13 protein-coding genes are annotated in these 13,265 nt (G+C 58.1%); 6 read left to right on the forward strand and 7 right to left on the reverse strand.

Annotated features, from left to right (window positions below; genetic code table 11):
- The first annotated feature begins 62 nt into the window (after positions 1-62).
- From AC1RT6_RS10860 to AC1RT6_RS10870, 3 genes are read left to right on the forward strand one after another with little or no spacing between them, the layout of a single operon-like run.
- Complete coding sequence (locus AC1RT6_RS10860; RefSeq protein WP_493029491.1) at positions 63-1,139, forward strand: glycosyltransferase family 2 protein; 1,077 nt, start codon at positions 63-65, stop codon at positions 1,137-1,139.
- Complete coding sequence (locus AC1RT6_RS10865) at positions 1,132-2,253, forward strand: polysaccharide deacetylase family protein (protein ID WP_472790463.1); 1,122 nt, start codon at positions 1,132-1,134, stop codon at positions 2,251-2,253. Before AC1RT6_RS10860 ends, AC1RT6_RS10865 begins: the two co-directional genes overlap by 8 nt.
- Positions 2,250-2,990, forward strand: coding sequence for a class I SAM-dependent methyltransferase (locus AC1RT6_RS10870; protein ID WP_472790465.1), 741 nt, complete (start codon positions 2,250-2,252; stop codon positions 2,988-2,990). Before AC1RT6_RS10865 ends, AC1RT6_RS10870 begins: the two co-directional genes overlap by 4 nt.
- A 40-nt stretch (positions 2,991-3,030) precedes the next feature.
- Here the strand turns inward: AC1RT6_RS10870 and AC1RT6_RS10875 are convergent, their stop codons facing one another.
- The 6 genes from AC1RT6_RS10875 to AC1RT6_RS10900 all read right to left on the reverse strand — a co-directional run bounded on the left by AC1RT6_RS10875 (position 3,031) and on the right by AC1RT6_RS10900 (position 8,700).
- The gene (locus tag AC1RT6_RS10875; protein WP_472790466.1) at positions 3,031-4,167 is read right to left on the reverse strand and encodes a DegT/DnrJ/EryC1/StrS family aminotransferase; all 1,137 of its coding nucleotides are present in this window, start codon (positions 4,165-4,167) and stop codon (positions 3,031-3,033) included.
- Positions 4,151-5,170: an NAD-dependent epimerase/dehydratase family protein gene (locus AC1RT6_RS10880; protein ID WP_472790468.1), complete on the reverse strand. Its 1,020-nt coding sequence runs from the start codon at positions 5,168-5,170 to the stop codon at positions 4,151-4,153. The genes AC1RT6_RS10875 and AC1RT6_RS10880 overlap by 17 nt, the downstream gene beginning before the upstream one ends.
- Entirely contained in the window at positions 5,167-6,192 is a 1,026-nt protein-coding gene (locus AC1RT6_RS10885; RefSeq protein WP_425905847.1) for a Gfo/Idh/MocA family protein, read from the reverse strand. The genes AC1RT6_RS10880 and AC1RT6_RS10885 overlap by 4 nt, the downstream gene beginning before the upstream one ends.
- A gap of 98 nt (positions 6,193-6,290) precedes the next feature.
- Positions 6,291-7,049: a sulfotransferase family protein gene (locus AC1RT6_RS10890; protein WP_493029492.1), complete on the reverse strand. Its 759-nt coding sequence runs from the start codon at positions 7,047-7,049 to the stop codon at positions 6,291-6,293.
- Between the two features lie 53 nt (positions 7,050-7,102).
- A complete protein-coding gene (locus tag AC1RT6_RS10895) occupies positions 7,103-8,200 on the reverse strand; it encodes a DegT/DnrJ/EryC1/StrS family aminotransferase (RefSeq protein ID WP_472790472.1) in 1,098 nt (365 codons plus the stop codon).
- A gap of 17 nt (positions 8,201-8,217) precedes the next feature.
- Positions 8,218-8,700, reverse strand: a complete 483-nt coding sequence (locus AC1RT6_RS10900) for an acyltransferase (protein ID WP_472790474.1) — start codon at positions 8,698-8,700, stop codon at positions 8,218-8,220.
- A 199-nt stretch (positions 8,701-8,899) separates the two neighbouring features.
- Here AC1RT6_RS10900 and AC1RT6_RS10905 point away from each other — a divergent pair, with 199 nt between their 5' ends.
- The 3 genes from AC1RT6_RS10905 (at position 8,900) to AC1RT6_RS10915 (ending at position 11,735) form a co-directional block, all read left to right on the forward strand.
- Positions 8,900-9,334, forward strand: coding sequence for an arsenate-mycothiol transferase ArsC (locus AC1RT6_RS10905; protein WP_472790476.1), 435 nt, complete (start codon positions 8,900-8,902; stop codon positions 9,332-9,334).
- 55 nt (positions 9,335-9,389) lie between these two features.
- Positions 9,390-10,382, forward strand: a complete 993-nt coding sequence (locus tag AC1RT6_RS10910) for a lysylphosphatidylglycerol synthase transmembrane domain-containing protein (protein ID WP_472790478.1) — start codon at positions 9,390-9,392, stop codon at positions 10,380-10,382.
- 168 nt (positions 10,383-10,550) lie between these two features.
- Complete coding sequence (locus AC1RT6_RS10915; protein ID WP_472790480.1) at positions 10,551-11,735, forward strand: 6-phosphofructokinase; 1,185 nt, start codon at positions 10,551-10,553, stop codon at positions 11,733-11,735.
- A 190-nt stretch (positions 11,736-11,925) separates the two neighbouring features.
- Here the strand turns inward: AC1RT6_RS10915 and AC1RT6_RS10920 are convergent, their stop codons facing one another.
- Complete coding sequence (locus AC1RT6_RS10920; RefSeq protein WP_079447466.1) at positions 11,926-13,125, reverse strand: pyridoxal-phosphate-dependent aminotransferase family protein; 1,200 nt, start codon at positions 13,123-13,125, stop codon at positions 11,926-11,928.
- Positions 13,126-13,265: the final 140 nt, after the last annotated feature.

A 13,265-nucleotide genomic window follows, 5' to 3' on the forward strand; every position in this document is an offset into this window, starting at 1 on the left:
TGCGGTCTCTCGCGTCGCGGCATAGCTGCTTCCCCGAATGAGGCGCTTAGCCCGCACAGGAAGTGAATTTTACCGTCCTGACGGTGGACTTGGTGCGAGTTGAAAGTTATGCAGAGGCTTATTCCAGAAGCTATCAGGCACATTTCGTACGGCTCAAGATGACCAGCGAGAGAGCACGCCCCGCGCGGCTAACCCTGATTACTCCGGTATTCAATGAGTCACCGAATATTGACGCATGTGCGGATGCCGTCACCCGGGTTATTTTCGCCGATCCCGAGATCGACGGCCGCGTTATTTTTGTCGACGATGGGTCATCCGATGACAGTTGGGCCAAGATCGAAACACTGGCACAGAGGTCGTCTCGTTTTTCCGGAGTTCGGCTGTCGCGGAATTTCGGTGCCCATTACGCCCTTACGGCCGGCTTCGATCATGTCGAACCCAATCAGGACGTCGTCGCCACGCTGGCTTGCGATCTTCAGGATTCTCCCGAAACCGTTCTCGATTTTATCCGGGAATGGCGTAACGGCGCCGATATCGTCTGGGGCGCACGTCGTGAACGTGCCGACAGTTGGCCACGCAAAACCGCGTCGCACATCCTGAATTACGTCCTAAGACGCTATGCGATGCCGAAGAATTCAAGATTCAGGACGGGCAGCTTCCTGCTCATGGATCGCACCGCATTCGACTGCTTTCTGCAATACCGTGAGCATAACCGTGTCACGTTCGCTCTCGTCGCATGGACGGGTTTCAACCAGGCCACCGTCCCCTATGACCGAAAAGCACGCATCCACGGCGCCACACGATGGTCATTTGGCCAGATGCTAAACACCGCCTACGACGTCTTTATTGGCTTTTCGCCGGTCCCTGCGAAGTTCGTCGCGATGCTTGGTTTCACCGTCTTCACCGGCAGTATCCTGTTCCTGCTCTATCTACTGATAACCTGGTCAGTCACAGACGTAGAACCGGGCTGGACCGGAATCATGACCATGATGACAGTGTTGTTCGGATTGCTGTTCATGATGGTTGGAATGCTCGCCGAATATCTTTATCGCATTTTCATCGAGACAAAGAGACGACCATTATATTTCGTTTCGAAGCGAACCAAGCCAGCACCGCTGAGACCAGAAGGCAATGTCTGAGACCTCGCTGATCAAAGTGCGGCTAGGCGGCCAGGACTTACCCGCGGCTGCATCTTGGGCGGACGGGCTTGATATCATGCTGCCGACACAGATGGCCGCGATGATCGGCAATGGCGCCGCCGACTGGCATGACAGCGCAGTACGGTCGCAAGCGCAAGCAAGCGCGGTGTTTCTCCGGGAGCGCAACGCTTATCTGTCCAGGCCACCGACATCGGCACGATTGCCGGTGAATTATCGAAATATTCCGGGGCCACTCCGCCGAGCCATCGGGCGCGGCATCGGGCGGATGCAGCGCTACCGGCAATCCCAGTGGGCCAGTTTCCCGGGCTGGCCAGTGGACCTTTCGGCAGATGCCGTGGCAGACCTCGGCGGCGTGCCGTTTCAAAAGCCTGCACGAACGCCGGTCCTCCTCACGCACGATATCGACAGTGCGGAAGGACTTACCAACCTGGTCAAATGGTTTCTCCCCATCGAGGAAGACCACGGTGCCCGCTCGGCAAACTATATCGTACCCTGCGCCTGGCCGATCGACAGGGGCTTGACCTCGGAGATTTGCAAGCGCGGCCATGAAATTGGCATTCATGGCTACGATCACTCGAACCGGACGCCCTTTGCGCCAGCGACAGAACGGCAAGTCCGCCTCGCAGCCGGCGCAAAGGTGGGAGCGGAATTTAAGACGGCCGGCTATCGCGCGCCCTCGCTCGTGCGCACGAAGGTTATGATCGAGGAGCTTGCTTCCCACTATCGCTACGACAGCAGCATTCCGACATCCGGCGGACTGTTCCCGGTTCCCAATAACGGATGCGCCAGCGCCCGCCCCTGGAAGATCGGCACGATGTGGGAACTTCCGCTCTCGATGCCGCGCGACGGCAGCCTGCAATTCCTTGGCTACAGCCCGACCCGGATTCTCTCGACATGGATCAGGGCCGCTCACCTGATCGCCAGCAGCGGCGGGATCGTATGCCTGCTAACGCACTGCGAGCGCGGCTTTTCCGGAAATCCGCCAATGCTCAAAGCCTATCGCGAATTCATCGAGACGATCGCTTCCGACGGTCGCTTCGAATTCCTTCGACCGGTCGACCTCGTCGCACAGCTGGACCGGCAGTCGGCGTGAAGAGCGGAGCAGGCCGATCGTTTGAAAAAACGGCCTTCACCGGGCGCAAGGATAGTATTTGTCTGTTCCTCAATGCCGCGCTTGAACGCATGCCCGGCAGCGACACGCTTCGTGTCCTGGATGTTGGGTGTGGCGCCGGCGATCTCTTGCTCGAACTTCGCCGGAAGCGACCTCGTGTGTCCCTGACCGGGGTCGACATCTCGCCCTTCAACATCCAGACCGCTGCGGCGCGGGCGAAAGCTGACCCTGGTGGCAGCGATGGTTTGACATTCGAGACCACAGACTACTTGCAAGCCCGATGTGGCTCGTTTGACGTGATTCTTGCAGAAAGCGTGCTGCACCTGATAGCCGGAGATCACAACCGACTCGCCGCGAAGCTTGCGGCCGACATAGCTCCAGGCGGGCTTCTGATCGCCACCATGCCGCAGGACAATTTTACGAATCGGCTTCTTATCGGCCAGCGCCGCCTCTGGCGAGCGATGCCATCCGCGGCGGACTCCATCGCTGTCCGGGTCGCTCAGGCAATCTATCCGACCGAACCCGCGCATATCATCGCCGAGCGTGTTGGCTATCTCCGGATCATTCCCGAACGCTTGCATGGACCGCAATGGATCGAGCAAATGCAAAACGCCGGCCTCGATCTGGTGGAAGATTCAAATTGGCCGCGAGCATCAATACTCAAGCCCATCCATCGCCTGCTCGTTTTCAAACGAACAGCCATAGCAAGTCGGAACTAAGCATTCGATCAGAGCAGAGGTCGCAATGTAATTGTACTGCTCAATTCTCAAAATTCGATAAGACCTCGAGGACTCGCTCGGCGTCTGAATGGGCCATTTCGGGGAAGATCGGCAATTGCAGTGACGATGCAGCCACGGCTTCTGTATGCGGCAAGCGCGCACCCATGTGACGATAGGGCTCTTCAAGGTGCGATGCCATGACGCCGCGGCGTGTCGCCACACCATGCCGATAAAAATGCTCCATGAGCGCGTTTCGGGTCGAGGGCTGGCCGTCGCGCACCCGCACCTGAAACGATTGCCAGTTCGGCGTGACATGCTGTGGCAAGCCCGGCGCTACGACAGTTGTGTGATTCTTCAAACCGTCTAAATAGATTTGCGCGATCGCACGACGGCGCGCAAGAAACGCGTCGAGTTTCTGTATCTGCGCCACGCCGATTGCAGCCTGGATATCGGTGATACGAAAATTATAACCGATTTCCGGATAGGATTCGAACGTGGTCGGCGAGCTTGCGTGCCGCTGATAGTCGCTCAGCGACATTCCTTGATGGCGCAGGCGGCGAAGTTTTGCCGATAGCTCCCCATCGTTGGTCACGATCATACCGCCCTCACCCGTTGTAATCACTTTCCGGGCGTGAAGGCTGAAAACGGAATATGGAGCATGCGAACCGGCCGGGGCTCCGCGAAACTTGCTTCCGAACGAACAGGCAGCGTCCTGGATAAGAATGAGATTCTTCGCAGCCGCCAACACCTGAAAACGATCGATTTCACACGGCAAGCCAATCTGGTCGACAGGCAGTATGGCCCGCGTTCTTGGCGTGATCTTGCGCTCGGTGTCATCCGGATCGATATTGAATGTCCCCGGATCGATGTCTGCAAACACCGGTGTGGCGCCTGCATGAACAATGACGTTGACGGAGGCTATAAACGTCAGTGACGGCACGATAACTTCATCGCCCGGACCAATTCCCAATGCCTTCAGCAGCAGAAACGCTCCCGTCGTCCAGGACGACACCCCGACAGCATTCTCGGCGCCGCAGACTTCGGCAAACCGCTTCTCAAATTCGGCAAGGCTGGGTCCGCCAACCACCCAGCGGCTGCGGATCGCCCGCGCTGCCGCTTCCTCTTCTTCGATTCCAAAGCACGGCCGGCTAAAAGCAACTTCAGAAGCGGATGGCATCGACATCGCCTTCCATCATCCAGTTCTCGACCTTCTGCTCCAGCAAATCCTTCGGGTCGATAGTCGCGCGAACCCAATCGATGTAGTCACGCACCCCGGTGTGAAGCTCGACTTTGGCCTTGTAGCCAAGCAAGGTTTCTGCCTTCCCGGTGTCGGCATGCAGATAGGCCACGTCGCCCGGACGATCGCCCCGATATTCAATCGTGAGATCGTTTCGCGACAAAGCCGTCAGAACTTCCCGCGCCAGATCGTTCACCGTGACTGGCACGCCGCGCGCGACATTGACGCGCTGGCCGATAACGGCATCGGTTTCGCCGGCCAGCCTGATCCCACGTGCGATCTCGGTGACATAAGTAAAATCGCGAGCGTTCTTGCCATCGCCGAACACAACCGGACTAAGCCCGTTCAGAACTCGTCCGACAAACCGCGGCAGCACCTCGGCGCGGACGCCGGTCTGGTACGCACGCGGCCCATAGGCATTGAAGGGGCGAACGACGGTCGTGGGCAGACCGTAGGTTCGCAGATAGGCCTCAGTATATAGCTCTCCTGCCAGCTTCGAAGCGCCGTAAGCCGTCATCGGACAGCAAACGGTGACGTCTTCACGCAACTCCCCCCGCGACGCGTTTCCGTAAACCTCCGAACTGGAGCAATACACAAAGCGGCGGACCCGCCGCCGCCGCGCCTCTTCCAGAACGGTGATGGTTCCCGTCGCGTTCACGTCATGGGATTCCATCGGCCTCGTGAGTGATCGGCGTACACATTGTGTCGCAAGATGATAGACGACCTCGCAGTGATCGAACGCATCCGCCACCGCCTCCGGATCCGTCACCGACCCTCGCACGACGCGAACATCACCCTTCCCGTTTGCGTCGACGAGATTGCTTTCGAAGCCGACGGAAAAATCGTCCAGGACAGTAACCGGCCGCGCTTCATCGATGAGCTGATCGACGAGGTGGCTCCCGATGAATCCGGCTCCGCCGGTAACGAGTATCCGCGCGGTCATTGCGGCATGGCTCGCCGTGACCGGACGCGTCTCAAATTGTCATCAATTCGCGATTGCGCCATTTCCAGGGTTTGCACGATCTTCAGACCCTGGACCCCATCCATGATCGACAGCGTCTCGCCTTGAATGACGTCGGCAAAGTGTTGCGCGACGCCGACAAGCGCTTCCGTCTTCTGCAAACGCGGCGAATGGATATCGCCGATTCTGTACTGCGGAATGATCATCGAGCGTTGCTCTTCGGGCTGAAAGTGAATGCCAGAGCTGTAGATCTTGATCTTCTGATCCTCGTCCAGATCGTCCCACACGAGCATCTTGTCAGCTCCCCCGATCGTGAAACGCCGGATTTTGACCGGCGACATCCAGCTCAGGTTCAAATGCGCAATGCAGTTCTTCCGGAAATGCAGCGTGAGATACACCATGTCGGGCGCGTCATGATTCACGTGACAGTAGCCGGAGGCCTCGATATCGATCAGCTCGTCATCGATCAAATGATTGATGATCGACAGATCGTGAGGCGCCAGATCCCAGAGGCAATTCACATCGGGCTGGAAAAGACCGAGGTTCACACGCAGCGAATCGAAATAGCAGACCTGACCGAGCGCCGACCGCGCGACCAGTTTTTTGATCATCTGGACCGCACCGGTGAACAGAAAGGTATGATCGACCATGAGAACCAGGGACTTCCGCTCCGCCCGCTCAACAAGGTCCTGCGCTTCGTCCACTGTAGCGCACATCGGCTTTTCAACCAGCACATGTTTCCCAGCATCGAGCGCCCGGCGCGCCAGGTCGTAGTGGCTCGCGACCGGAGTCGCGATGACCACAGCATCGACATCACGAAGCGCGATGAGCGTTTCAGCGTCCTCGAAAGTCTGGATATCAGGAAATGCGGCCGAGAGGCGCTCGCGAGTCTCGCCTTTCTTGTCGGCAACTCCAATCACGCGGCAAGCCAAATTGCTGCGAAAATTTCGAAGCAAGTTTGGTCCCCAATAGCCATAGCCCACCAACCCAATTCCGATTGTCATTATGGTGCCATCCACCCCAGCGCGCGGTGCGCAGATATTACACTAGTCGACAATTCGCTGCGAGCAGCGACGGCCGGCATTGCCGTCGGGTTCATCGATTAAATCCCCCAGGCCGCGACATCAACGCCTGTAACGGCATGGAATTCTCTGACTTCAGACGCGAAGCATGCTCGGAGTCGTTTTGCCGTTTCGGGATCGATAGGCCTATCGGCTTCCGTCGCATTGACGCGACCTGTCTGCAGGACGGACCAGGAAAGCTGCGTTAACCCTGCAAACGCCTGGATTGCGGCAACGAAATATTCCGGTCGACTCAAAATATCTTCGAAGATGAAGAACCCGATGCGATCGCGACCCAGCGCCTCAATCCAAGATCTCGCCAAACTCCCGTATCGACCGCGTGTTGTGTAGTCGAACGGCCGTGCTGCTTCCCGCCCTGGCGGCAAGGGACTCGGTCTTTTCCCTTCCAGACTCAGGGCTTCCTCGAAGCTCAGTGTTTCAAGACCATTCTTGCGTGACCAGAGCCAATTGGAATAAGCGCGGTCAACAGGATTGCGCAGCAGTATGATCAGCTTGGTCTTGGGCAGCAATCGCGCGAATCGCAATCGCGCATCTTCGTTTTCAAAATAGTTTGTGGTCTTCTCGATCCGCACTAAATTCGGCGGGGCGTCCGCGAAATAGTGATCGTATCTTTTTAGAATTCCCTCATCGCCGTCAGGATGCTCACTCAACAGCACTTTTGGCTCTGGCGCGATCGGCTTTGCCAAATACACGCCGGGATGCTTGTCAAGGACCTCGCAAAGAAAGGTCGTACCCGAGCGCGGAGCACCTCCAATGACGATGTCGGGCAAAATCGACATATGAGATCATCTTCCCCACGGCATCGCGGCGGATCTGGCACGCTCTGCTCGGCCTACTGATAGAAGGCAGTGACCGCCTTGACCACGTAATCAAACTGCTCGTCCGTCATTCCGTCAAATAGTGGAAGCGAAAGCCCTTCGTCTGCCCACCTGTCAGCCACCGGATACGTTGCACCAGGCTTCACATAGGCAGATAGGCAAGGTTGCCGGTGCAATGGCACAGGATAGTGCAACCCGGTCTCAATCCCGGATTTTGACAATGCATCGCGGAGCGCGTTGCGCGAGTCCGTGCGGATGACAAAAAGATGCCAGCAATGCGTTTGATGCCGGATGGATGGGATTTCGAGCGGCAGCCCCCGAAGGCTTGCAATATACCTGATCGCCAGCTCGTTCCGCCGTTTCGTCCACGTGGAGAGAAGCGGCAGCTTGTGTTTCAGAACAACAGCCTGCAGCCCGTCCATTCGATAGTTGAAGCCGAGCTCCGCATGAACATATCGCTCGGTCTGGGCGTGATTGCGCAATGAGCGCAAGCGGCCGGCATAGTTGTCGTCGGAGGTTACGATCAACCCCGCCTCGCCAGCAGCTCCGAGATTTTTTCCGGGATAGAAGCTGATGCAGCCCAGATCTCCCATCGTGCCGGTGGAACGTCCATTCCAGGTCGCGCCGATCGATTGAGCAGCGTCTTCGATCACCTTTAGATTGTGATCCCGAGCGAAGCTGACGACCGCGTCCATGTTTGCCGGCTGGCCATATAGATGGACGGGAATGATGGCGCGTGTCCGCGGAGTTACAAGTTGACGCGCGGCCGCGATATCGATCGTTCCGGTCCGCTCATCGACATCGCAGAACACCGGGACTGCGCCGACATACAGAATGCCCCAGGCACTGCCGATAAACGTATGCGCAGGCAGCAGAACTTCGTCGCCACTCCCGATGTTGCCAGCGAGGAGCGCGAGATGAAGCGCCGAGGTTCCCGAATTGACGCCGATCGCGTGCGGGACATTCAACCATTCCGCAATCTGACGCTCGAAGGCGTCGACGAATGAGCCCGATGAGAACTGGCTGCTTGCAAAAACACGGTCGAAATCAGACCTGACGCCGTCCTCGATATGGCGCCACTGCCATGTCAAATCATTGAAGGGTACTTTCACGAGGTATCCCGTATCAGCTAGCGCGGAGCGCGCTTATCGCGCACATCGCCGATCACCCGCCCCGGATTTCCGGCCACGATGGCATATGGTGGGACATCCTTCGTTACGACGGACCCGGCACCTATCAATGAGGATGCGCCAATCCTGACGGGCAAAATGACGGCCCGACTGCCGATCGACGCACGAAACTCCACCGCCGTACGCGACATCACCCAATCGTCCGTAATCCGCCGCCCGGATTCATCGGTCGCGCGGGGCAAAAGATCATTGGTGAACATGACACCATGCCCGACGAAAACCTCATGTCCGATGTCGACGCCTTCGCAAATAAAGGAATGCGACTGAATTTTACAGAGGCGCCCGATCGTTGCCCCCGTTTGAATTTCAACAAAGGGGCCAATGAAGGTGTCATCCCCAATGGAGCACCCATAAAGGTTCACCAGATCCGGGAGAGGAATCCGCGTCCGCTCTCCCAGTTGAACATTGGCTGCGATGGGCAAACGATGCTCCCTCTTCGGCCTTGAGATGCCAAGTTAGCCTAGCGCGGTCAACCAAATACGATGCGCCGCATCCAATATACCCATCGCTGAACCGACCACAATGTTCCACTTTTGTTCCAATGACATCTCGCAGTCGTCGTTGAGGGGCGACGCGAAGGTCGTAAAGCTCTGATATGGGAGAGCAACTAGAGGCAAATCGATGAAGCGGCACGTCCTATTTTTATGCACCGGAAACTACTATAGGAGCCGCTTTGCGGAAGAATTGTTCAACCATCGGGTCAGCTTGATTGGTTTGGATTGGATCGCATCATCGCGGGGCCTGGCACTCGAACGAGGCTCCTCGAATGTCGGCCCGATGTCACCCTATACCCGCGACGCCCTCGGGCAGCGCGGCATTTTCCCTCTGGGGGCCGACCGCCCACCCGAAACCTGCACGGTCGACGACCTCGCTCGTGCAGACGTGGTTGTCGCGCTGGATGAGGCCGAGCATCGCGAATTGCTTCAAGCAAGATTTTCAGGATGGGAGGATCGCGTCACCTACTGGAACATCCATGATATAGGTGTCAGCGATCCAATGGATGCCTTTGTATCGATCGATTTCGAGATCGGACACCTGATATATCGTCTGCAGTAGACGAGCAGGGGTCGACACTGGCGTCCACCTTGCAGCTTAGTATCGTTGGCGAAGAATGAATTCCTTCAAGATCCTCGCAGTTGTCCTTAAACTTGCTGCCTCCGTCGCGCTATTGTGGATTGCATTAAGCGGCCTCGACATGACCGCGCTTATGGCGCGAGCCGGCGGTATTTTGCCGTTCTGGCTGGCAATAGCATTCGCGATATGCCTCCTGCAATCCGCGCTTATGTCCGAGCGGTGGCGCGTGATTTCTCGTTTCTGCGGGATCGCGTTGACTTGGCGCCAAGCCTTTCAACTGGTGATGATCGGAACTTTCTTCAATCAAGTTCTTCCCTCTTCGCTCGGGGGTGATGCTGTCCGGCTATGGCTGGTTGGGCGCCACTCGGGGTGGCGTGAGACCACTTACTCAATCCTGATTGATCGCGGGTTTGGTTTGCTGGCAATCTGCACGATAATTGTCGCGACGTGGCCGCTGAGCCTTGGCTATCTCAACGATGGTCTGTTACGGGTTTCCTTGCTTGCAACCGGATGTGGCGGCCTTTTCGCCGGGCTTTGCTTTGTTGCTAGCGGATTCGCCACGTGGCCCCTTCTCGACCGGGTACCGTTGCTGCGCCAACTGCACGACTGCGCAAAGATCGCCGCTAGCGTCGTCTGTTCGTTAAGTAGTGGATCCCTGGTTATTTTGGTGTCCCTACTAATTCATATCATCGCTATCGCGATGGCTTACGCACTGGCGCAAGCGGTGGGCGCGCGCGTCAGTTTGATGGATCTGTTTGTGCTGCTCCCGTCAGTGATGTTGATTGCCGCAATTCCTATCTCGATCGCGGGGTGGGGTATCCGTGAACTCTCTATGGTTACAGCCTTCGGGTTTGCCGGATTAGCGCAGAGCGATGCTTTAGTGATCTCCCTACTGATGGCCGGTGTGATTTGGGTGGCGTTCAAAATGGGTCCTAATCGCACCCTTGAAGCCAGGACGGACCCGTTGGCAAGTCCCAGCGAAACGGCATCCTCGTCGAAAAGTGCCCAACAACAGAGCCCGGCGCATTAATCGCTGAGGAGCCTGGGCGCCGTGATGCCGCCCTATTCCGGGCTGGAGATGACTTGCGAGACACCGCGTCGCTGCTCAAGCGTTTTCGGCTGCGGGAGGGAACGCAAGGCGGAGGCGGCGAGTCGAGCGCTACGCGCGGTCACAGGCGACATACCATGGGAGGTGGGCGTGGCTAGAAAACGCATTGGCATTCTCACCGGCGGCGGCGACGTCCCCGGTCTCAATGCAATCATCAAGACCGTGACTTATCGCGGCAGTGAGAACGACGTCGAGGTCGTGGGTCTGCGCCGTGGCTGGGAGGCCTTGACGCATCTGAACCTCGAGGACCCGACAAGCAGATCTCATTATCTCATTCCGCTGAGCCGCGAAAACACACGCACCATCGACCGGCGCGGCGGCACCGTGCTGCACTCGAGTCGCACCAATCCGTCCAAAATGAAAAAATTGCCCGACCATCTGGTTGGCACTGACCTACCGTTTTCCGTCAACAACGGCGACAGCGAAACCAAGACCTGGGACCTAACCGGCCAAGTGCTCGCAAACTTGTCAGGACTTGGCATAGAACACCTGATTGCCATTGGCGGAGACGACACGCTCAGTTATGCGGCCAGGCTCGACAAGCTCGGCGTCAAGATCATCGCCATCCCAAAGACGATGGATAACGACGTCCGCAACACCGAGTATTGCATTGGCTTCTCGACCGCGATCACCCGAGCGAGCGATGCCATTCAGCGGCAGCGCACCACGGTCGGTTCGCATGAGCGCATTGGCATTTTTCGGGTGTTCGGCCGAGATGCCGGGTTTTCGGCGCTCTTTACCGCGTACGCGACCTCAAGCCGGTGCGTCATACCGGAGTACAAGGTCAATCTCGACAAGCTGATCCAATTGCTCCTCGAGGAGAAGCGAGCCAACCCAAGCAACTACGCACTGATCGTGCTCAGCGAGGGCGCGGAATGGGAGGGATACAAAGTGCAGGAGTACGGCGAGCCTGACCCCTACGGTCATCGCAAGAAGGCGAGCGTCGCGGAAGCGCTTGCCGACGAGATCAAGCGGCGCGCCGGCGAAGAGACGATTGTATCTGACCTGACCTATGATCTGCGATCGGGCGATCCGGACTTCGTGGACAAACTCGTCGCTTTGACTTTCGGCAATATGGCCTTTGATGCAGTCCTGGAAGGCAGGACGGGCCTGATGTCAGCGCTGGTAGAAGGCCGCTACGACTTGGTGCCTATCCCTGAGGCTCAGCTCGGGCCGCGCAAGTTGGAGGTGGCTAGCACATACGATACCGAACGCTACCGTCCTCTCTACGCCGGCAAGCGAGGGTTGCCGATCTTTCTCAACCGCGCATCTTAGGGTGACAGAGGCCCCCCAAGATCGCTCCTACAAGAACCCGTGATCGGATAACCTCAGCCAACTCGGCGACCAATTGGGGAGGCATTCTTTGTGGAGAAAATAGGAAATGGCGACTTCGAGTATGCTGCTTCTTTCAAAGATCGTCGGAGCGCCGCATTGTCGCGAGCCCCGACGATCGAAGTGGTTCTAATCAAGCCACGACCGCTTTCAACATCGGCGAAGCCTCGCGCCCTTTGAGCACCTCCATCGCCGCAGCGACGCCGCCCGCGCGATGCGGCACCTTGGCGATGTCTAGGCTCATCTCGATGCCTGCCAGGGCTCCCATCAACATCAGGTCGTTCTGATGGCCGAGATGACCAATGCGGAAAGCCTTGCCCTTGATCTTGTTGAGGCCAGCACCGAGCGACATGTCGAAATTGTCGAGCACCACCTTGCGGAACGCGTCGGCGTCGTGTCCGTCAGGCATCATGACGGCTGTCAGCGCCGGCGAATAGGCATGCGGATCCTGACAGACGAGGTCCAGCCCCCACGCCTTCACGGCAGCACGCGTCGCAGCGCCGTGACGCTTGTGGCGAGCCCATACATTCTCCAGACCCTCCTCCTCCATCATGGCGATCGCGACCTTCAGACCGTAAAGCAGATTGGTGGCCGGCGTGTAGGGAAACGAGCCCTCCACATTGTTGGCTATCACCGGATGCCAGTCCCAATAAGCGCGCGGCAACGTGTTGGACTTTGAGGCCGCCAGAGCCTTTTCAGACACCGCGTTGAAACCGAGACCGGGCGGCAACATCATGCCCTTTTGGGAACCTGCGATCGACACGTCGATACCCCAGGCATCGTGCTCATATTCCAGCGCGCCGAGGCCGGAGATGGTGTCGACCAGCAGCAGCGCCGGATGTTTGGCGCGGTCGAGGGTTTTGCGAACCTCGAGGGGATGGGTGACGCAGCTCGTGGACGTCTCGTTGTGCACGATCATCACGGCCTTGATCTTGTGCTCCCGATCGGCCTTGAGCCGCTCCTCGATCAAGTCCAGGGGGGCGCCGCGCCTCCAGTCGGTCGGCAACACATCGACATCGAGCTTGAACTTGTTGGCCATGGTAAGCCATAGCGTCGCGAACTGGCCGGTCTCCGCCATCAGCACTTTATCGCCCGGCGACAACGTGTTGACGATCGCGGCTTCCCAGGCGCCGGTGCCCGACGACGGATAGATGATGACCGGCTGCTTGGTGCGGAAAATCCGCTTGGCGTCGGCCAGCACCTCATGGCCCAACACTGCGAACTCCGGACCGCGATGATCCAGGACGGGCATATCGATGGCGCGCAGCACCCGGTCAGGCACATTGGTGGGGCCTGGGATCTGAAGGGTATGTCGTCCTGTGTGCAGCGTCATCGGGGAGCGTCCTTTCCGGGAATTTGTCGTATTGCAGGTCGAATACCACTATCCAGCGGCGTTGTCCCGCGCTCGCACGCCCCCTGCCGGACCGCCCTCGGGAGATCCAGTTCGAGCCGCCCCGTCCGTCGCGCGCGATG

This window comes from Nitrobacter sp. MLSD-S21 (assembly GCF_058809865.1).